Origin of the sequence: Fulverythrobacter ferritrahens (assembly GCF_020539485.1) — a bacterium.
GTDB classification, from domain to species: domain Bacteria; phylum Pseudomonadota; class Alphaproteobacteria; order Sphingomonadales; family Sphingomonadaceae; genus Andeanibacterium; species Andeanibacterium ferritrahens.
This window is the reverse complement of the sequence record NZ_JACDXU010000002.1, coordinates 405,400-422,863: the sequence shown is the minus strand read 5'-3', so window position 1 is coordinate 422,863 and position 17,464 is coordinate 405,400. Positions and strand designations below refer to the sequence as shown.

Here is a 17,464-nt window from a genome sequence, read left to right as displayed (position 1 = left end):
CGTAAGGCCTGCGGCGGCACGCTTCAATGGGCCCTTGCGAGCGCGCGGGAGATTGTCAGATGAAGATCGTCAGATCTTGCGCAACTTGGAAGGTTCGGGACCGCTGGTGTCCAGTGGCGGACGCACATAGCGCGGCGAGTGTTTCCCGATATCCGACGTTGGCGGCGGGGGCGCGAGCACCAGCTTGTGATCGACATTTTCGAGAAAGGCGATGCCGAAGCGATCATCCTGCTTCCAGGCTACCGTGCCGTCGACCCAACCGATATTGCGCAGTTCCACAGTGACCAGCGAGCCGCGCACCACCTTCACATTGCCTTCGGCCATCATGCCGCCGGAGGAAAGGTTGCGCACTTTCACCCGATGTTCCGTGCCCTTCAGATCGCCTTCGACCTTGATCTTGGCCAGCACGAACAGGCTGTCGCGCGACATTTGACGTGTGTCGACGGTGCTCATTCGTTGCTCATTCGCTCGCTATTCAACCTCTTTGGACCCGGCTGCGAGTCGGGCCGCTCCGGCATACTATATCGCCGGAACCCCTGCGCCTAGCATCGCAGAGGCAAACAAAGCCTTAACCGAAGACCGTCCAAAATGGCTGATTTCAGCCAATCCGAGGCATTCGTGCGATCAATCGTCGCGCGAGATTTTTTCGCGCCGCTCGTGCGCTTCCTGCGCTTCCACCGTCATGGTGGCGATCGGGCGGGCGATCAGCCGCTTGATCCCGATGGGATCGCCGGTCACTTCGCAATAGCCATATTCGCCCCGGTCAATCCGGCGCAGGGCCGAATCGATCTTGGAGATCAGCTTGCGCTGGCGATCACGCGTCCGCAGTTCGATCCCCCAATCGGTCTCGCTCGAAGCGCGATCATTGAGGTCCGGCTCCCGAATCGGGCCATCCTGCAGCGATTGCAATGTGCCCTCGGCAGCGGAAAGGATCGACTTTTTCCACTCGACGAGCAGCGAACGGAAATATTCCGCCTGCTGATCGCTCATGTACTCTTCGTCCTCGGAAGGCGTGTAGTCATCGCCAAGCGTGCGGCGCGCCTTGGCAAGAATGTCAATGTCATCACCGGCAACCGAAGCCATCAAGATACTCCGTGTCCAATTCTCTCCCGGGAACCGGCTATTCCCCTGCATGCCCCGGATTTTTCCAGTAGCGCGTCCGGTTTGGTTGGGGGGCCTATAAGGTGGGGGCTTGGGCGGCACAAGCGGCAATCGCGCGATATCACCGATGGATAGGGGCCTTACCTAAAGCTCCCCCATGGCATCGCCCTGCATCGGCCCGGTAGCGGGCTGCGCAATTTACCGCCGGAGTTGATTGACGAGTTGTTAACCATCAAAAGCCAAAGTGCGGGCCAGGAGCAGGACGGGAGATGCCGCTCCATTCAGGGATGAAACAAGGGGGTTAAGCTATGGAGATTCGACTGGTCCCACAGGCCGTGCCAACCGCAAGGCCGATCGGCACGATTGCGCCTGCCGACACGCGTAATGGCATGGACAGGCTGGTTGCCAGCCGCCTCACCGCCGCTGCTGCCGGCGACGTGAATGCCTATTTCGATCTGGGTGTTGCCTTTTCCACCGGCAGCCACGGCGCGGAATGCGACCTGATCGAGGCGCATAAGTGGTTCAATCTCGCCGCCGTGCAGGGCCATGAAGAAGCCGCCTGGTGCCGCGCCGACATTTCCGACGAGATGACCGCCCGCGAAGTGGCCGAAGCCCAGCGCCGGGCGCGCCAGTGGCTCATCGCGCTGGACCGCCGCGCCGCGTAAATCGCCACGCAGCAAGGAAGGCCTCGGCCTTCTGTCAGGATTTCCGAAACGGCGTCTTCTCGCCCAGCACGATCTGGTCGGCGGCAATGCCTGCCCTTTCCTGCTTGAGGAAATCAGCCACCGCCGCGCGGAAGCGCCGGTCGGCAATCCAGTGGGCGGACCATGTCCGCACCGGCTCATAGCCGCGGGCCAGCTTGTGCCCACCCTGCGCGCCTGCCTCCACGCGGGAAAGGCCGCGCGCGATGGCATGGTCTATCGCCTGATAGTAACACAGTTCGAAATGGAGGAAGGGCTTGTCCAGAAGGCAGCCCCAATAGCGGCCATAGAGCGCCGATCCGCCGATGAAATTGAGCGCCCCGGCAATCGGCCTGCCGTCCATATAGGCCAGGATCAGCAGCACCCGATCCCCCATGCGCCGCCCGAACAGGTCAAACGCCTCGCGCGTGAGATAGGGTGTGCCCCATTTGCGCGACCCCGTGTCCTGATAGAAGGCCCAGAAGGCATCCCAATGTTCCGGCCGCAGATCGGCGCCGGACAGAGCGCGAATTTCCACCCCTTCCTGCGCGGCGGCGCGTTCCTTGCGCAGATCCTTGCGCTTGCGCGAGGAGAGCGCGCCCAGGAAATCGTCAAAGCTGGCATAGCCGCGATTTTCCCAGTGGAACTGGATATCGTTGCGCAGCAGCCAGCCCGCCTGCTCGAACAGCCCGATCTGCGCAGGCTCGATGAAAGTCGCGTGGGCCGAAGACAGTTCCTCGCGCACGCAAAAGGTCTCTGCCGCGCGCAGCAGGGGAACGCCGAACGCCTCGTCCCGCAACAGCAGGCGCGGGCCCGTGGCCGGCGTGAATGGCACGGAAATCTGCAGCTTGGGATAATAGTGGCCCCCGGCCCGTTCCCACGCATCGGCCCAGCTGTGATCGAACACATATTCGCCCTGGCTGTGGGATTTGAGATAGGCCGGAAGCGCAGCCGCCAGCCGCCCTTCTTCATCCTCGATCACCAGCGGCAGCGGGCTCCACCCCGTGCCGGGGCCGACACTGCCCGAATCCTCCAGCGCGGTCAGAAAGGCATGGCTGACAAAGGGATTATCCATGCCCGCCAGCGCATCCCACTCTTGTGCCGGAAGCGAACCCACCGATGACGCGATGCGGGCAATGAGTGTGGGCTCTTCGCTCATGGAAGGCACCTTAGCCAAAGGTCGTCCCGGCTGTCGATTGCCCTTGAGGCGGGGATTGAACGGTCAGCCGCCCTTAAACCCCATCCCCCTCCGCAATCGGGGCATCGGCGTGCAGCGCAGCGCGTTGGCGCAATTCGGGGGTGCGCACGGTCCAGCTTGTCACCGGCAGGCCACGCCTGCGCTGGGCGGCGGCGAAGCGGCTCGGCAGGTCGCGTATGTCATAGGCCAGGAAATCGGGCTTCGCGGTCCACAGCCACAAATGCCGCCGGGCCCAGCCCACGATCCTGCGATCGTCTTCCTCGGTCATCACCAGCCCGCGCAAGGTGCGGGGGCTGTGGGCGGCAAACCAGCGGCTGACGCGCGGATCGAAGCTCATCACTGCATGGGGGCCGCGATAGCCTTCCAGTTCCCGCCGCACGGCAAGGCAACTGGCCGCGACGTGATAGCCGCGCTTCGACTTTATCTCGATCAACAGAGGCGCGCGCCCGGCCACCTTGGCCAGTACCTCGCGCAAGGTCGGGATATGGTCACCCTTCCCGCCGCTGAGCGGAATCTGCCCCAGCGCCTGTGCCGGGCGATCCGCCACAGGGCCGCTTTCCCCGGTCAGCCGGTCCAGTTCCCAATCGTGGAACACCATTGCCTGCCCATCGCCGCTGCGCTGGATATCGCATTCGATGCCCATGCCGCGCGCAATCGCCCCGGCAAAGGCGGAGAGCGAGTTTTCGGGCACGCCCGGCCCGTGCAGCCCGCGATGGGCGTAATCATGCTGCCCCAGCCATGCGACCCGCGCCGCATCGGGCGCGGGGGCAAACAGCCGGTCGAGCAGCGCGGCAATCATCCCTTGATGGCGAAGATGGCGTCCACTTCCACCGCCGCGCCCAGCGGCAGGACGGGAACGCCCACGGCGCTACGGGCATGGCGACCGGCATCGCCGAATACTTCCACCATCAGTTCCGAAGCGCCATTGGCGACCTTGGGCTGATCGGTGAAGCTGCCCGCGGAATTGACGAAGGCGCCGAGCTTCACCACGCGCTCCACCTTGTCGAGCGAGCCGAGCGCGGCCTTGACCTGAGCCAGCAGCATCAGGCCGCAGGCGCGGGCGGCGGCAGTGCCGTCTTCCGTGCTGACATCCTCGCCCAGACGGCCGGTAACGAGCTTGCCGTCCACAAAGGGCAGTTGCCCCGAAACATGGGCAAGGCCGCCCGCCACAACTACAGGCACATAGGCCGCAACCGGGGCGGCCGGTTCGGGCAGGGTGATGCCGAGTTCGGCCAGTTTCGCTTCGATGCTCATTGTCTGATCCTCAATTATCTTCCAGCCGTTCGAGCAGCCAGGGCAGCGCCTCTTCCCAGGTGTCGATCCGGGCATGGGCCTGCCCCGCCGTGAAGGCGCAGGGTACATAAGGGGCCATCAGCGGTTCGCCCACGAAATGCAGACGCGTGACATGGCCCGCCTCTTCCGCCACCGAACCATGGTGATGGGCGATATCGTCAATGAAGAAGGCGCGCTCCGCCCCCAGCTCGTTCAGGATCGCCTTCAGCGCCGGGCCTTTGGGCCCCTGATTGGTATAGACGCGCGCATTGATGCCATGCCCGGCAAGCTGCGTGGCGCGGGTCTGCATCCGGTGGTCCTTGAGATTGGTCAGCACCACCACATCGGCCTTTTCCGCCAGCGTGTTGATGGATTCCACGGCCCCGGCGATAGGGTTCTGGCGGTGCATCTCCGTATCGAAGAACAGGTTCAGCAGAACCCACATTTCTTCCTCGGTCAGCACTTCGCCCGTTTCGCGGCGGCGCATGGAATTGAAGAAGCTGTGCCCGTTCAAGGCGAACTCCACGCCATGCTGCTCATCCACGAAATCGCGGAAATGGGCGGCCATGTGCAGCAGCACCTCGTCGCAATCGGTGACGATCAGGGGGCGGCGGCTCATCGGGTCAGGCTCCTTGCGGCATTGGCCAGCTTTTGCGGTTCGGTCCCCAGCGCATCGGCAGCGGCGACCAGATCGGGTTCATGCGCGGCGAGGAAATCCAGCACCGCGCCCAGCACGGCGGAATCACCCAGTCCCGCACGCAGGATGTCGGGTGTGAGGCCCGTCAATGCAAGGAGGCGATCCGCCCGGCTCTCATCCGACAATAGCCAGACCAGCGCATTCAGCGCCAGCGCTTCGGCACTTTCGGCCTCGGTGGGGGATTCGCTCGAACCGGGAATTGTCACCGCCTTGCCGGGCCCCTAGAAACAGGTTTGACGGGGAATAGCCCCGAGGGAACTGGGGCAGTGGCAAAGAGAATCCTCATTGTCGAGGACAACGATCTCAACCGGAAGCTGTTTTGCGACGTTTTACGCGCCAACGGCTTTGCGGTGGAACCTGTGGCCGACGGGCTGGAAGCGATCGGCAAGGCGCGCGAATTCGTGCCGAATCTGGTGATCATGGACATCCAGCTGCCCAATGTTTCGGGGCTGGACCTGATCGCGGGGCTGAAATCGGACGCCAGCCTGCGCGGCATCCCCGTGCTGGCCGTTACCGCCTATGCCGGCAAGGGCGACGAGGAGCGCATCCGCGATGCGGGGGCGGAAGGCTATCTGGCCAAGCCTGTTTCCATCGGACCCTTCATGCAGGCGGTTAAAGCCCTGCTTTAGGCCCTGAGCCCAGGCGCCTCCTCAGACTCCGCCTCCGGGACCGTCATATTCGATTGCCTCTGCCGCCTTGCCGGAGAGGATGAAGCCGATTGGCCGCTCCGCCTCTTCGGTCAGGTGGCCGATCAGCCCCGCCGTGCGGCAGAGCAGGCCAATGCCCTTGAGCGCGGCGAGCGGAAATCCGACATCCAGCATGATCGCCGGGATCGGGCCGTTGACGTTCACCGGCAGGCTGCGGCCGATGGTTTCCGGCAAGGCCGCCTGCAAGGCGCGCATCATGGCGACGTGATCGCCGGACACGCCGCGCTGGTCGGCGAGGTCGAGCAGCAGATTGGCGCGCGGATCGCCCTCGGAATGCTGGGGATGGCCGAAACCGGGGATGGCCTTGGTCGTCTGGCGCAGGCGAGTGATGTTGCGGACGGCCACGGCGTTGATGTCGTCTCCGCTTTCCCGCCAGTCCGCCACGCAATCGGCGTAGAAGCGCCCCGCCACTTCCGCGCTGCCCAGCACGACCGATCCGCAGCCGAGCAGTCCGGCGGCAACCGCGCCCTGCAACGCCTCGGGCGCGGCGGCATAGGTCATGCGCGCGGCGACTACGCTGGGCACCAGGCCATGTTCAGCCAGCGCGCAGAGCACGGCATTGGCGAAGAACAGCTGGTCCTCATTCGGCTCCACACCCGTTACCAGGAACCAGAAATAGCTGGTGAAGTCCGTCTTGCCGATGATCTCCGCCACCAGATCCTTGCCGCGCACGGTGATGCTGTCAGCATCGGAGGTGCAGATGGCAGTGAAGGGGGCATCCTGTTTGCCGATGCGCATAGTCTCTCTCCTTGCTGGCGCTATCCGCCGCTGCCTATAGCTGCGTCAAGTTTGGGAGAGGTGCACAATGGCAAAGCCGCTGGAAGGCATTCGCGTGCTGGATATGGGAACCTTCATCACCGGGCCGCAGGCCGGTTCGCTGCTGGCGGATCTGGGTGCGGAAGTGATCAAGGTGGAAATGCCGGAGGTTGGCGACCCGTTCCGCGCCTTCAAGGGCGGACTCTATTCGCCGCATTACCAGACCTATAACCGCAACAAGAAATCCATCGAGCTGAACACCAAGCAGGCGCAAGACCTCGCCGCTTTGGACGAGTTGGTGAAGGGCGCGGATGTGTTCATCCAGAACTTCCGCCCCGGCGTCGCGGAGCGGCTGGGCGTGGATGCACAGCGGTTGCAGGCGATCAATCCCCGCCTTGTCTATGCATTGATCACCGGCTTCGGTTCGGACGGCCCGCATCGCGACCGGCCGGCCTTCGACACGGTGGCGCAGGCATCCTCCGGCTTTTTACGGCTGCTGGTGAACCCCGAACATCCCCGCGTGGTCGGCCCGGCGCTGGCCGATGCGCTGACCGGCTTCTATGCCGCCCATGGCGTGGTGGCGGCGCTCTATGAGCGGGAGAAGACCGGCAAGGGCCGTCTCGTCGAAACCAGCATGTTCGAGGCGATGTGTCACTTCAACCTGGACGATTTCACGCATCTGCTCTCGATGGGCGAAGTGATGGGGCCTTATTCCCGTCCGCATGTATCGCAGAGCTATGTCTTCGAATGCGCCGATGGCGGGTGGCTGGCGCTGCATATGTCATCGCCGCCCAAGTTCTGGGAGAATCTGGCCGAGGCAGCCGGACAGCCCGACATGCTCCAGCGCCCCGAATTCGCGGATCGCAATGCCCGCATCGCCAATTACGACAAGGTGATTGCCTGCCTCGCACCGATCTTCAAGCAGCAGCCCCGCGCCTATTGGGCGGACCGGCTGACGGAACTGGAAGTGCCGCATTCGCCTGTCTTCACTTCGCAGGAAGTGGTCGATGGAGAACTGGCCCGGCATCACCAGATCGTGCTGGAAACCGAAGGGCCCCATGGCACCTTTCGCACGATCCGTTCTCCCCTGCGCTTCGATGGGGAGAAGCAGGAAGAGGTGGTCGCCCCGCCGGTGCTGGGCCAGCATAATGAGGAAATTCTTGGTCGCAGGCCCGGTTAATCAACGAATTGCGCAAGGCAAAAGCTCTGATATGCTCCCTTCCCAAAGCCGTGCCTGACAGGACTCGGCGCAAGGGAGAGCGATGATGAGCAGACTGCCGAGCCGGCTGCACCATACGGCCTATGTCACCAAGGATCTGGAAGCGACCCGCGCCTTTTACGAAGACGTGATCGGCCTGCCGCTTTCGGCCACCTGGTGCGAAACGGATTTCCTGTTCGGCAAGGACCGGACCTATTGCCACGTCTTCTTCGACCTCGCGGACGGCAGCAGCCTGGCATTTTTCCAGTTTGCCGATCCGGACGATCAGGCGCAGTTCGGGCCGGAAATTCCCGCATCACCCTTCATCCACATCGCGCTGAACGTGGACAAGGAAACGCAGGCCGAAATCGAAGGGCGCATCGCCAAAGCCGACATCCAGCCGCCCGCCACCTATACGCTGGAACATGGTTATTGCCGTTCGGTCTATGTCACCGATCCCAACGGCATGATCGTGGAATTCACCTGTGACGATCCGCGCGCAGCCGATGGCGCCGCAGGCCGGCGCGCCCGTGCCCATGCGGAGCTGAAGCGCTGGCTGGCGGGCGATCACACCAACAACAATTTGTTCCGTCATGAGGAGACGGTTTGAGCGTGGCGACCCTTTGCCCCCTGCGTGAAGGGCTTTCATGACTTTCAGGACGACGCATACGGGCAGCCTGCCCCGCCCGGAAAACCTGCTCGCGTTCGTCTTCGCGCGGGAAGGCGGGCAGACGGTAAGCGAAGCGGAGTTTGACGCTGCCGTGGAGGAAGCCACGGCCTATGTCCTCGCACGGCAGGCGCAGGCCGGTATCTCGATCGTGGGCGATGGCGAAATGTCGAAGCCCAGCTATGCCACTTATATCAAGCATCGGCTGACCGGCTTCGATGGCGAGGCGGGCAGCTATGAATTCCAGGATCTGGAAGAATTTCCCGGAGCCAAGGCCCGCGTATTCGGCGATGCCGGGCGAGCGCGGCGGTCTGCACCGGCCTGCACTTCTGCGATCACAGTCAAGGATATGGAAGCGCCCCGGATCGATGCCGAGCGGCTGAACCGGCTGGCGGATGGGCAAGAGACTTTCATGTCCGCCGCATCGCCGGGCGTCACGGCCCTGTTCTTCCCCAATCGCTTCTACAAGGATGACGAAGAATATGTCTTCGCCATCGCGGACGCCCTGCGCCACGAATATGAGACGATCGCCAATGCGGGGATTACGCTCCAGCTTGATTGCCCCGACATGGCCATGGGCCGCCACGTGCAGTTCACGCATCTTTCGCTGGGGGAATTCCGCAAGAAGCTGGCGATGAATGTGGAGGCGCTGAACCACGCCGTCCGCAATATTCCGGCGGAGAAAATGCGCATGCATCTGTGCTGGGGCAATTATCCCGGCCCGCACCATTGCGATGTGCCTTTGGGCGAGATTGCCGACATCGTCTGGCAGGCCAAGCCGCAAACCGTGCTGCTGGAAGGAGCGAACCCCCGCCATGCGCATGAATTCGCATGGTTCGAGGAGAACGAACTGCCGGAAGACAAGGTGCTGTGCCCCGGCATGATCGAGCCTCAGAGCAGCTATATCGAACATCCCGAACTGATCGCCCAGCGCATTATCCGCTATGCGGATCAGTTAGGTGCCGAACGTATAATGGCGGGCGTGGATTGCGGCTTTTCGGTTCATGCGGGCAGCGGCAATCTTGACCCTGAAGTGGTGTGGGCGAAGCTTGCGGCGCTGGTCCAGGGCGCGGAGATTGCGGCGAAGCGCTGCCGCTGACCGCGTGGCTAATGGTTAATCTCTTGCGGCCGGAGGAACACTTGTCCGGGCTTGGCAGAAGGGCGCAGCGCCATTGGGCAAAGCGAAAGGCTAACGCCGCGGACTTCCTTGCCCGAAAGGTTACGCGGCTGTGGTAACCAATCCATTCGCTCGCTAGACTGGCGCCGACCTGTCCTGAAACGGGGCGTGGCAAAGGGTGAAAGTGCGTGGCAAAGTTCTCGCACATCGAACGAAAAGCCGTTATTTGGCAAGAGCTTACCCTGATTCGGTAACTGCACCTGCGGTGGCCGTCATCAAGTGTGCGGGCGTGGCGGAATGGTAGACGCCGGGGACTTAAAATCCCCTGGGCATTGCCCGTGTGGGTTCAAGTCCCACCGCCCGCACCATTGATGTTTACCGCGTGGGTTCACCACACACTTTATTCACGTTTCGAAGTCAGGGAATGTTAGCTTTTTTTCGATAGATTGAGCACGATAGGCAACATGTGCGGGGGTTAGGCATTCTATTCCCTCGGCCCATGCAGCCCGTGCGCGGGACTGTAATCGGGGGCTTGTCCCGACCCAGATGAGAGACGCTATGACTGAGGTTGTGCATACGCCGGGCGGGCAGGGAGAAGGCCAGAAAGCCAGCTCATTGCCGGAAGACGGCAGTGAGCAGCGCATTGCACCGCGCTTCACTCTGCTCATCCGCACAGCCAAGCTCATCTGCGCTACGGGGGAATATCTCTGCATCGTCCGCGATGCGTCCTCCACCGGGGTCAGCATCCGCACTTTCCATCCGCTGCCGCAGGGCGTCCAGCTGACGCTGGAACTGCCCAATGGGGATCAGCATCCGATCGAACGGGTCTGGGAAAAGGAAGGCGCTGCCGGTTTCCGCTTCCCGGTTCCGGTCGATATTGACCGGCTGCTGCATAACAAAAGCCGCTATCCCAAGCGCCCGGTGCGGCTGAAGCTGCAACTTCCCGCGCTGATTTCCTGCCATGGCCGCACGGCGGGTGTGGTGATTCACAATATCTCGCAGCAAGGCGCGCAGATCGAATCCCCGCTCTATATGGCGATTGACCAGAAGCTGCGGCTGGAGGCCGATAATCTGCCCGTGATCCAGGCGCGGGTGCGCTGGCGCAAGGGCGCCAATTACGGCCTGGTGTTTGACGATACGTTCCAGTTCGCCGAACTGGCCAGACTTGCCGATCAGTTGCAGGGCAATTGCAATATTGAAAGCGGCACCTGGATCCCGGACACGTTCCGCCGTTGAAGGCTTAGGGCCAGCGCCCCCGCCAGCCTGCCGGAATCAGGCAGGTCGAAACTTCATCGCCACGCCATTCATGCAATAGCGCAGCCCGGTCGGCTTCGGCCCATCGCGGAATACGTGGCCCAGATGGCCGCCACAATCCGCGCAATGCACTTCAGTGCGGGGGTAGCCGAGCTTCTTATCGGTAGAAGTGCCCACCGCGCCGGGCAGCGGCTTCCAGAAACTGGGCCAGCCCGTGCCGCTCTCGAACTTCGTCTCGCTCGAATACAGCTCGTTATTGCAGCCCTTGCACAGGAACGTACCCTTGCGATGTTCATCGTTGAGCGGCGAGGAGAAAGGCCGCTCGGTCGCTTCGTGGCGCAACACGTCATAGGCCTGCCGGTCCAGCAGTTTGCGCCATTCCGCATCCGTATGGGTCACGCGATAGCCGGCCGCGAAAGACGGGCTGGCACTGGCCAGCGCCGTGAAGGAAACGGCGCCGCCGAACCAGCCAAGCACAGTCCTGCGCGATGGCCCCTGCGCTGGGGCGAGATGCGGTTTCATGTGCCTCTCCTTATCGGTTTCCACCGGCGGCTGTTGCCACACTCTTCTCTTATCACGCCAACGCATGAATGGCGAAAGGGTTGCGCTCGAGGTCAGCCCAGGCGGTGAGATATTCCGCGCCGTCTAGCTTGCGAGTGTCCCCCGGCCGTTGAGTATCGCCAACAGGCCGCGCCGCTTCTTCACGCCATGTTGCGGCCCTGATTTCATCACGCGCTTGCGGAACAGGGCAGAGCCGACCTTCACGAAGATCGCCACCGCAATCGCCTGCCACGTCAGCGCCGCCAGATGCGGCCACAGCGCATCGTCTGTCGCCGCGCGAGCAAGCATGGCGAAGGGAGAGCTGAGGGGAAAGGCGATGGCCGCCAGTTCCATAGGCTTGCCGGTCTGGGTCAGGGCATAGGCGGAAAAGAAGAAGATCAGAACCTGCAGCATCGTCACCGGCATGGACAGGGTCTGCACTTCGCGCACCGTGGCCGCCATGGAGCCGATCGAGAGGAAGATGGAGCCCAGCAGCAGATAGCCCATGGCGAAATAGATCACGCCGAGCAGGAAGAACAACGGCCAGCCGACGCCGGGGGTGGGCAGATCGGCGAGGCTCATCCCCGCAGGCAGCGTATCCTGCATTCCGGCCAGGCCAACCAGCCCGCCAATCACCGTGGCCCATACCGTAATCCCCACCAGCGATACGGCCAGCATGGCGAACAGCTTGCCCAGGAATACGGCATCCATCGGTATGGCTGCGGCAAGGACTTCAATGATCTTGTTGGCCTTCTCCTCCACCAGATTGGAAAGGACCATGCCAGCCAGCAACATGATCAGCAGGAACAGCACCGTCTGCCCCACCTGCGCGGTCGCGACCCTGCCCCGCTTTTCCTTCGCTCCGCTGGTGGCGACGCTGGCGAGCTTTACCGGCGGAAAATCGATGGGCCCGCGCTGGAGCGCCTGGGCCGAGATCAACCCCACCGGGCCTTTCCACCATTCGAGCCGTTCCTGCGTAGCGGTAAGCTCGGGGGAGGCAGGGGTGCCGGTCACTATGGCGGCCATGTCGCCCTGGGCATGCTCCAGCACGGAGCGGGCATCGAATGTCTCGCCGGGCGAGAGCCGTCGCAATTCCACCATGCGGGGAATGGCTGGCCCGATCCGGGGCGCGAGCTGGTCATAGGCGGCCAGCATCCGGTCCACATCCGCTCCCTGCATGGCAATGCCGATTTCGGGCTGCGCCGCTTCCTGCTGCACCTGTTCCCCGATGCCGCCGGCAAGCCCGCCGACGATCAGGGGGAAAAGCGGGCCCAGCAGGAAGAAGATGAAGGTGCGGCTGAGCAGAATCGCCACAAAATCGCGCCGGGCGACCACGAAAGCGGCCTGGACAGTCGACAGGCGGCCCCCTCTGATGCCGGACTGGCTCATTGCCCCTCTCCCTCTTCCGGGGAGGCATCCAGCGCACGGGCCGCGGCCTCGCCCGCTATGGCCACGAAGGCGTCATGCAGGCCGGCCCGTTCGATGGAGAGCGACAGGATTCCCGCCTCCCCTTCGATCAGCGCACGCAGCAAGGGTTCGATCCCCGTATCGGGCAAGTCGAAATACCAGAAGTTGCCCTCATGCCGGGCGGCAGCGGGCAGCGCTGCGCGCCAGGGACCGTCCGCATGGGCGGTTTCCAGCCGGACCTGTGCGGGAATCCTGTCTCGCGCCTCATCCACTGGCCCCGCAAAGGGCACCTTGCCCCCGGCGATGATGGCGATCTGTTCGCACAGACGCTCCGCATGGGCGATCACATGGGTGGAAAAGATCACCGTAGTGCCTTCATCCGCCAGACGGCGGATCATCTGTTCCAGCTTGCCCTGATTGAGGGCGTCGAGGCCGGAAAAGGGCTCGTCCAGCACCACCAGCTTCGGCTTGTGGACCAACGTGCCGAGCAATTGAACGGTTTGCGCCATGCCCTTGGACAATTGCCGGATCTGCCGCTCCGCCGCATGACCCAGCCCATGCGCTTCCAGCAATTCGCGGCCTCTTTCCCGACCTTCCTTCAGCGGCAATCCGCGCAGGGCGCCCATGAAGGCGATCGCCTCATAGGCCTTCATCGAAGGATAGAGCCCGCGCTCTTCAGGCAGATAGCCGATCAGCCGGGCGACATCGTGCGGCCGCTCATGCCCCAGCATCCTGCGGGTGCCCTGATCGGGATCGATGATGCCCAGCAACATGCGCAAGGTGGTGGTCTTACCCGCACCATTGGGACCCAATATGCCGTAGATCGCGCCTTGGGGAACGGTCAGGTCCACCCCGGCCACTGCCAGCGTTCCATCAAAACGCTTCACCAGCCCCCGCGCCTCTATGGCCGGCGGGTTTGTGTGGTTGTCCGCCGGTCGGTGATCGCCTAGCTCGGTTTGCATAGGCGGGAATTACCCTTTGCCGATGAACAGGAGCAACAGCGAACTTGGTTAATCATCGCCTCGATACGCTGAAGACCGGGCTGGTAGAAGAAGCGAGGCGGCTGGGCTTTGCCGCTATCGGTTTTGCTCCGGCGGCGGACGATCCACTGCGCGCCGCGCGGTTGGACCAGTGGCTGGGCGATGGCTTCCATGGGGAAATGCAATGGATGGCGGACCGGGCAGATGTCCGCCGGGGCCCTCAGAGCATGTGGCCCGAGGCGCGCAGCGTGATCGCGCTGGGCATGTCCTATGCCCCGCCGCATGACCCGCTGGCACTGGAGGGAGACCCTGAAAAAGCGCGGATTTCCGTCTATGCACAAGGCCGCGACTATCATGATGTGCTGAAGAAGGCGCTGAAAGGCCTGGCTCGCTGGCTGGTGGCCGAATGCGAGAGCAATGGAACAGAGGTTGCCCTCAAAGTGTTCGTGGATACCGCACCGGTGATGGAAAAGCCGCTGGGCGAAGCCGCCGGCCTAGGCTGGCAAGGTAAACACACCAACCTCGTCAGCCGCACCCATGGCAGCTGGCTGTTCCTGGGGGCGATGTACACCACCCTGCCCTTTGCGCCGGACGAGCCCCATTCCAATCGCTGCGGCAGTTGCAATGCCTGCCAGGACGCTTGCCCCACCAGAGCCTTCCCCGAACCATACCGGCTCGATGCGCGGCGCTGCATTTCCTACCTTACTATCGAGCATAAGGGCCCGATCCCGGAAGAATTCCGCAAGCCGATGGGCAACCGCATCTATGGCTGCGACGATTGTCTGGCCGTGTGCCCCTGGAACAAATTCGCCGATCAGGCCGCGCGGCACGCCGCCTTTCTCCCGCGCGAGGAACTGGTGGAACCGCGGCTGAAAGAATTGCTGACGCTGGACGATGCCGCCTTCCGGGCGAAATTTTCCGGCAGCCCGATCAAGCGCATCGGGCGCAACCGTTTCGTCAGGAATTGCCTGATCGCGGCGGGGAACAGCGGCAATCCGGCATTGCTGCCACAGGTGCGGATGCTGGCAGGAGATGCCGATCCGGTTGTGGCCGAAGCAGCCGCCTGGGCGCTGGCGGAGCTTGGCGGCCCCCGTGCGGCTGAGGAGGCCGCCGATCCCTCCTGATGCCCCTTCCTGCCTCCATGCTTTGACGAGGGCGGCCAATTAGTCCACCGGGGGGATCAGCCAGAAAACTGGCACCACAGGAGGAAATAGTTGACCAAGATTGATGAGAAGCTGCAGCCCATCCTGGACGATGTGCTGCGGCGGAACGCGGGTGAAACAGAGTTCCTGCAGGCAGTGCAGGAAGTACTGGAAAGCCTCGGGCGAGTGATCGCGAAACATCCCGAATATGCGGATCACGCCCTTATCGAACGTATATGCGAGCCTGAACGGCAGATCATTTTCCGCGTACCCTGGGTGGACGATGCCGGGCAGGTGCAGATCAACCGCGGCTTCCGCGTGCAGTTCAATTCCGCGCTCGGCCCCTATAAGGGCGGGCTGCGCTTTCACCCTTCGGTGAATGTCGGGATCATCAAGTTCCTGGGCTTCGAGCAGATTTTCAAAAACGCGCTGACCGGCCTGCCGATCGGCGGGGGCAAGGGCGGATCGGATTTCAATCCGCGCGGCCGTTCCGATGGCGAGATCATGCGTTTCTGCCAGTCCTTCATGACCGAGCTGTATCGCCATCTGGGCGAATATACCGATGTGCCCGCCGGCGATATCGGCGTGGGCGCGCGGGAAATCGGCTTCCTGTTCGGCCAGTACAAGCGGCTGACCAATCGCTATGAGGCAGGGGTGCTGACTGGCAAGGGTCTGGTCTATGGCGGTTCACGCGCGCGGCGCGAGGCGACCGGCTATGGCGCAGTCTATTTCGTGAACCGGATGCTCGCCACGCGCGGTGAAGGCTTCGACGGCAAGCGTGCGGTGGTTTCCGGTTCCGGCAATGTCGCGATCTATACGATCGAGAAGATCCGCGAATTCGGCGGCAAGGTCATCGCCTGTTCGGATTCCAACGGATATATCGTGGATGAGGCCGGCATCGATCTGGAACTGGTGAAGGAGATCAAGGAAATCCGGCGTGGCCGCATTTCCGAATATGTCGATCTGAAATCAGGATCGCATTATGTCGAAAAGGGATCGATCTGGGATGTTCCCTGCGATGTCGCCATGCCTTCCGCCACGCAGAACGAACTGACCGGCAAGGATGCCGGGACGCTGATCCGCAATGGCGTGACGGCGGTGGGCGAAGGGGCGAACATGCCTTCCACCCCGGAAGCCGTGCGGCTGTTCCAGGAAGCGGGCGTAATGTTTGCGCCGGGCAAGGCAGCCAATGCAGGCGGGGTGGCGACATCCGCTCTCGAAATGCAGCAGAATGCCTCGCGCGATAGCTGGACTTTCGAACAGACCGAGGAACGCCTCGCCGCGATCATGCACGACATTCACGATCGCTGCGCCGCCACGGCCGAGGAATATGGCGTGCCGGGCGATTACGTGCTGGGCGCGAATGTGGCCGGCTTCGTGCGCGTTGCCGAAGCGATGCAGGCCATGGGCGTGATCTGACGCTGATGGAGGAATGGCCGGTTGCCTGAAGCGCTAACCGGCCATTCCCCTAGCCCGCCATTTCCTTCAGCGGCACCGAGGTATCCATCAGCATTTCGGGGGCGATCTTCGCGCCCGCTTCCACCAGCTTGCGGCCCTGGACATAGTCCTTCATCGCATTCACGCAGTCGAGCGCGATGATCTTGCCATCCTTCAGGTAAATCACGCTGAAACTGCGCGTGGCCGGATCGCCGCGCAGCACGGTGGCGTCATGCCCCAGGCTGAGCCCCGCTGTCTGCAGCTTGAGATCATACTGGTTGGACCAGAACCAGGGCAGGGCGTGATAGGGTTGGGGATCGCCGCAGATCGCCCTGGCCGCCGTAGTGGCCATGTCATTGGCGTTCTGCACGCTTTCCAGACGGATCACGGCACCGCCCGCGAAAGCATTCGCATGGGCCGCGCAATCGCCGATGGCATAGACATCGTCCAGCACGGTGCGGCAATATTCGTCCACATCCACGCCGTTGCCGCCCGCAGCGCCAGCGGCGATCAGCGGGCCGACGGCGGGGACGATGCCGATGCCCACCACCACCATTTCGGCCGGGATCACCTCGCCATCCGCCAGCTTCACGCCGGTAACACGAGTGCCGTCACCCTCGATCGATGCCACTGCCGTTCCGGTGCGCAGATCCACGCCATGGGCACGATGCTCCGCCTCGTAGAATTGGGAGAGATCTTCCCCCGCAACACGGGCCAGCACGCGGGGCAGGGCTTCCAGCAGCGTCACATGGCAGCCGAACTTGGTCAGCACTGCAGCCGCTTCCAGCCCGATATAGCCGCCGCCGATCACCGCCACGCGCTTTACGCCCGCATCCAGCTCGGCCATCATCCCATCCGCATCGGCAACGTCGCGCACGTAATGGATGCCCGCCAGATCGGCGCCCGGGCAGGAGAGGCGACGCGGATCGCCGCCTGCGGCCCAGATAAGCGAGCCATAGCCAAGGTGCGTTCCATCGGCCAGGATCACTTCATGCGCCGCCGGATCGACGCCGGTCACGGTGGCGCCCAGCTTCAGCTCCACGCTCTTGTCCGCCCAGAAATGTTCGGGGCGGATCATGATGCGTTCCAGCACCTTCTCGCGGGATAGATATTCCTTGGAAAGCGGCGGCCGCTCATAGGGGGGCAGGCTGTCGCGCCCCAGCATCAGGATCGATCCCGTGAAGCCCTGCTGGCGCAGTGCGATTGCCGCCTGCGCCCCGCCATGCCCCGTGCCCACTATGATTACGTCATGTGCCATGAAGCGGCCCTTCGCATATTCCCTTGCCTTGTCTCAAGTGCCCCGCGCGCACG

20 protein-coding genes and 1 tRNA gene are annotated in these 17,464 nt (G+C 63.1%); 9 read left to right on the top strand and 12 right to left on the bottom strand.

Annotated features, from left to right (window positions below; genetic code table 11):
* Positions 1 to 69: 69 nt before the first annotated feature.
* Together H0274_RS10140 and dksA are read right to left on the bottom strand one after the other, a co-directional pair.
* Positions 70 to 453, bottom strand: coding sequence for a PilZ domain-containing protein (locus H0274_RS10140; protein WP_226795219.1), 384 nt, complete (start codon positions 451 to 453; stop codon positions 70 to 72).
* 171 nt (positions 454 to 624) lie between these two features.
* Positions 625 to 1,083, bottom strand: coding sequence for an RNA polymerase-binding protein DksA (dksA, locus tag H0274_RS10135; protein WP_226795218.1), 459 nt, complete (start codon positions 1,081 to 1,083; stop codon positions 625 to 627).
* Positions 1,084 to 1,490: 407 nt separating this feature from the next.
* Here dksA and H0274_RS10130 point away from each other — a divergent pair, with 407 nt between their 5' ends.
* A complete protein-coding gene (locus H0274_RS10130; RefSeq protein ID WP_226795700.1) occupies positions 1,491 to 1,766 on the top strand; it encodes an SEL1-like repeat protein in 276 nt (91 codons plus the stop codon).
* Positions 1,767 to 1,800: 34 nt separating this feature from the next.
* Here H0274_RS10130 and H0274_RS10125 read toward each other — a convergent pair whose 3' ends face one another.
* The 5 genes from H0274_RS10125 to H0274_RS10105 form a co-directional block, all read right to left on the bottom strand.
* Positions 1,801 to 2,940 carry a GNAT family N-acetyltransferase gene (locus tag H0274_RS10125; protein WP_226795217.1) on the bottom strand — a complete coding sequence of 380 codons (1,140 nt, stop codon included), beginning with the start codon at positions 2,938 to 2,940 and terminating at the stop codon, positions 1,801 to 1,803.
* Positions 2,941 to 3,013: 73 nt separating this feature from the next.
* The gene (locus tag H0274_RS10120; protein WP_226795216.1) at positions 3,014 to 3,778 is read right to left on the bottom strand and encodes a glycerophosphodiester phosphodiesterase family protein; all 765 of its coding nucleotides are present in this window, start codon (positions 3,776 to 3,778) and stop codon (positions 3,014 to 3,016) included.
* Positions 3,775 to 4,233, bottom strand: coding sequence for a RidA family protein (locus H0274_RS10115; RefSeq protein ID WP_226795215.1), 459 nt, complete (start codon positions 4,231 to 4,233; stop codon positions 3,775 to 3,777). The genes H0274_RS10120 and H0274_RS10115 overlap by 4 nt, the downstream gene beginning before the upstream one ends.
* A gap of 10 nt (positions 4,234 to 4,243) precedes the next feature.
* Positions 4,244 to 4,870, bottom strand: a complete 627-nt coding sequence (locus tag H0274_RS10110) for an HAD family hydrolase (protein ID WP_226795214.1) — start codon at positions 4,868 to 4,870, stop codon at positions 4,244 to 4,246.
* Positions 4,867 to 5,154: a DUF3572 domain-containing protein gene (locus H0274_RS10105; protein WP_226795213.1), complete on the bottom strand. Its 288-nt coding sequence runs from the start codon at positions 5,152 to 5,154 to the stop codon at positions 4,867 to 4,869. Before H0274_RS10105 ends, H0274_RS10110 begins: the two co-directional genes overlap by 4 nt.
* A 60-nt stretch (positions 5,155 to 5,214) precedes the next feature.
* On the opposite strand from H0274_RS10105, the gene H0274_RS10100 reads away from it, so the two are divergent.
* Positions 5,215 to 5,577: a response regulator gene (locus H0274_RS10100; protein WP_226795212.1), complete on the top strand. Its 363-nt coding sequence runs from the start codon at positions 5,215 to 5,217 to the stop codon at positions 5,575 to 5,577.
* Between the two features lie 21 nt (positions 5,578 to 5,598).
* Here H0274_RS10100 and H0274_RS10095 read toward each other — a convergent pair whose 3' ends face one another.
* Positions 5,599 to 6,393 carry a citryl-CoA lyase gene (locus tag H0274_RS10095; protein ID WP_226795211.1) on the bottom strand — a complete coding sequence of 265 codons (795 nt, stop codon included), beginning with the start codon at positions 6,391 to 6,393 and terminating at the stop codon, positions 5,599 to 5,601.
* 67 nt (positions 6,394 to 6,460) lie between these two features.
* Here H0274_RS10095 and H0274_RS10090 point away from each other — a divergent pair, with 67 nt between their 5' ends.
* The 5 genes from H0274_RS10090 to H0274_RS10070 all read left to right on the top strand — a co-directional run bounded on the left by H0274_RS10090 (position 6,461) and on the right by H0274_RS10070 (position 10,629).
* Positions 6,461 to 7,591 (top strand): CaiB/BaiF CoA transferase family protein, encoded by a 1,131-nt coding sequence (locus H0274_RS10090; protein ID WP_226795210.1) that lies wholly within the window; start codon positions 6,461 to 6,463, stop codon positions 7,589 to 7,591.
* A gap of 85 nt (positions 7,592 to 7,676) precedes the next feature.
* Positions 7,677 to 8,219, top strand: coding sequence for a VOC family protein (locus H0274_RS10085; RefSeq protein ID WP_226795209.1), 543 nt, complete (start codon positions 7,677 to 7,679; stop codon positions 8,217 to 8,219).
* A 37-nt stretch (positions 8,220 to 8,256) separates the two neighbouring features.
* Positions 8,257 to 9,375, top strand: coding sequence for a cobalamin-independent methionine synthase II family protein (locus tag H0274_RS10080; RefSeq protein WP_226795208.1), 1,119 nt, complete (start codon positions 8,257 to 8,259; stop codon positions 9,373 to 9,375).
* A 301-nt stretch (positions 9,376 to 9,676) separates the two neighbouring features.
* Positions 9,677 to 9,761: transfer RNA gene (locus H0274_RS10075), tRNA-Leu, on the top strand.
* Positions 9,762 to 9,951: 190 nt separating this feature from the next.
* Complete coding sequence (locus H0274_RS10070; protein WP_226795207.1) at positions 9,952 to 10,629, top strand: PilZ domain-containing protein; 678 nt, start codon at positions 9,952 to 9,954, stop codon at positions 10,627 to 10,629.
* Between the two features lie 36 nt (positions 10,630 to 10,665).
* Here the strand turns inward: H0274_RS10070 and msrB are convergent, their stop codons facing one another.
* From msrB to H0274_RS10055, 3 genes are all read right to left on the bottom strand, one after another.
* Positions 10,666 to 11,169, bottom strand: a complete 504-nt coding sequence (gene msrB, locus H0274_RS10065) for a peptide-methionine (R)-S-oxide reductase MsrB (RefSeq protein WP_226795206.1) — start codon at positions 11,167 to 11,169, stop codon at positions 10,666 to 10,668.
* Positions 11,170 to 11,292: 123 nt separating this feature from the next.
* Positions 11,293 to 12,576 (bottom strand): ABC transporter permease, encoded by a 1,284-nt coding sequence (locus tag H0274_RS10060; RefSeq protein WP_226795205.1) that lies wholly within the window; start codon positions 12,574 to 12,576, stop codon positions 11,293 to 11,295.
* The gene (locus H0274_RS10055; protein WP_226795204.1) at positions 12,573 to 13,556 is read right to left on the bottom strand and encodes an ABC transporter ATP-binding protein; all 984 of its coding nucleotides are present in this window, start codon (positions 13,554 to 13,556) and stop codon (positions 12,573 to 12,575) included. The genes H0274_RS10060 and H0274_RS10055 overlap by 4 nt, the downstream gene beginning before the upstream one ends.
* A gap of 44 nt (positions 13,557 to 13,600) precedes the next feature.
* On the opposite strand from H0274_RS10055, the gene queG reads away from it, so the two are divergent.
* Complete coding sequence (gene queG, locus H0274_RS10050; protein ID WP_226795203.1) at positions 13,601 to 14,698, top strand: tRNA epoxyqueuosine(34) reductase QueG; 1,098 nt, start codon at positions 13,601 to 13,603, stop codon at positions 14,696 to 14,698.
* Positions 14,699 to 14,788: 90 nt separating this feature from the next.
* Complete coding sequence (gdhA, locus tag H0274_RS10045) at positions 14,789 to 16,135, top strand: NADP-specific glutamate dehydrogenase (RefSeq protein WP_226795202.1); 1,347 nt, start codon at positions 14,789 to 14,791, stop codon at positions 16,133 to 16,135.
* Positions 16,136 to 16,184: 49 nt separating this feature from the next.
* On the opposite strand, the gene H0274_RS10040 is transcribed toward gdhA, so the two are convergent.
* Entirely contained in the window at positions 16,185 to 17,411 is a 1,227-nt protein-coding gene (locus H0274_RS10040) for an NAD(P)/FAD-dependent oxidoreductase (RefSeq protein ID WP_226795201.1), read from the bottom strand.
* Between the last annotated feature and the right edge of the window lie 53 nt (positions 17,412 to 17,464).

Coding starts and splice junctions, on each gene's coding strand:
- H0274_RS10130 (WP_226795700.1), top strand. CDS start 1,491: ATGGACAGGCTGGTTGCCAGCCGCCTCACCGCCGCTGCTGCCGGCGAC.
- H0274_RS10095 (WP_226795211.1), bottom strand. CDS start 6,393: ATGCGCATCGGCAAACAGGATGCCCCCTTCACTGCCATCTGCACCTCC.
- H0274_RS10090 (WP_226795210.1), top strand. CDS start 6,461: ATGGCAAAGCCGCTGGAAGGCATTCGCGTGCTGGATATGGGAACCTTC.
- H0274_RS10140 (WP_226795219.1), bottom strand. CDS start 453: ATGAGCACCGTCGACACACGTCAAATGTCGCGCGACAGCCTGTTCGTG.
- H0274_RS10060 (WP_226795205.1), bottom strand. CDS start 12,576: ATGAGCCAGTCCGGCATCAGAGGGGGCCGCCTGTCGACTGTCCAGGCC.
- H0274_RS10070 (WP_226795207.1), top strand. CDS start 9,952: ATGACTGAGGTTGTGCATACGCCGGGCGGGCAGGGAGAAGGCCAGAAA.
- H0274_RS10085 (WP_226795209.1), top strand. CDS start 7,677: ATGAGCAGACTGCCGAGCCGGCTGCACCATACGGCCTATGTCACCAAG.
- H0274_RS10125 (WP_226795217.1), bottom strand. CDS start 2,940: ATGAGCGAAGAGCCCACACTCATTGCCCGCATCGCGTCATCGGTGGGT.
- msrB (WP_226795206.1), bottom strand. CDS start 11,169: ATGAAACCGCATCTCGCCCCAGCGCAGGGGCCATCGCGCAGGACTGTG.
- H0274_RS10115 (WP_226795215.1), bottom strand. CDS start 4,233: ATGAGCATCGAAGCGAAACTGGCCGAACTCGGCATCACCCTGCCCGAA.
- H0274_RS10055 (WP_226795204.1), bottom strand. CDS start 13,556: ATGCAAACCGAGCTAGGCGATCACCGACCGGCGGACAACCACACAAAC.
- H0274_RS10040 (WP_226795201.1), bottom strand. CDS start 17,411: ATGGCACATGACGTAATCATAGTGGGCACGGGGCATGGCGGGGCGCAG.
- dksA (WP_226795218.1), bottom strand. CDS start 1,083: ATGGCTTCGGTTGCCGGTGATGACATTGACATTCTTGCCAAGGCGCGC.
- H0274_RS10110 (WP_226795214.1), bottom strand. CDS start 4,870: ATGAGCCGCCGCCCCCTGATCGTCACCGATTGCGACGAGGTGCTGCTG.
- H0274_RS10120 (WP_226795216.1), bottom strand. CDS start 3,778: ATGATTGCCGCGCTGCTCGACCGGCTGTTTGCCCCCGCGCCCGATGCG.
- H0274_RS10080 (WP_226795208.1), top strand. CDS start 8,257: ATGACTTTCAGGACGACGCATACGGGCAGCCTGCCCCGCCCGGAAAAC.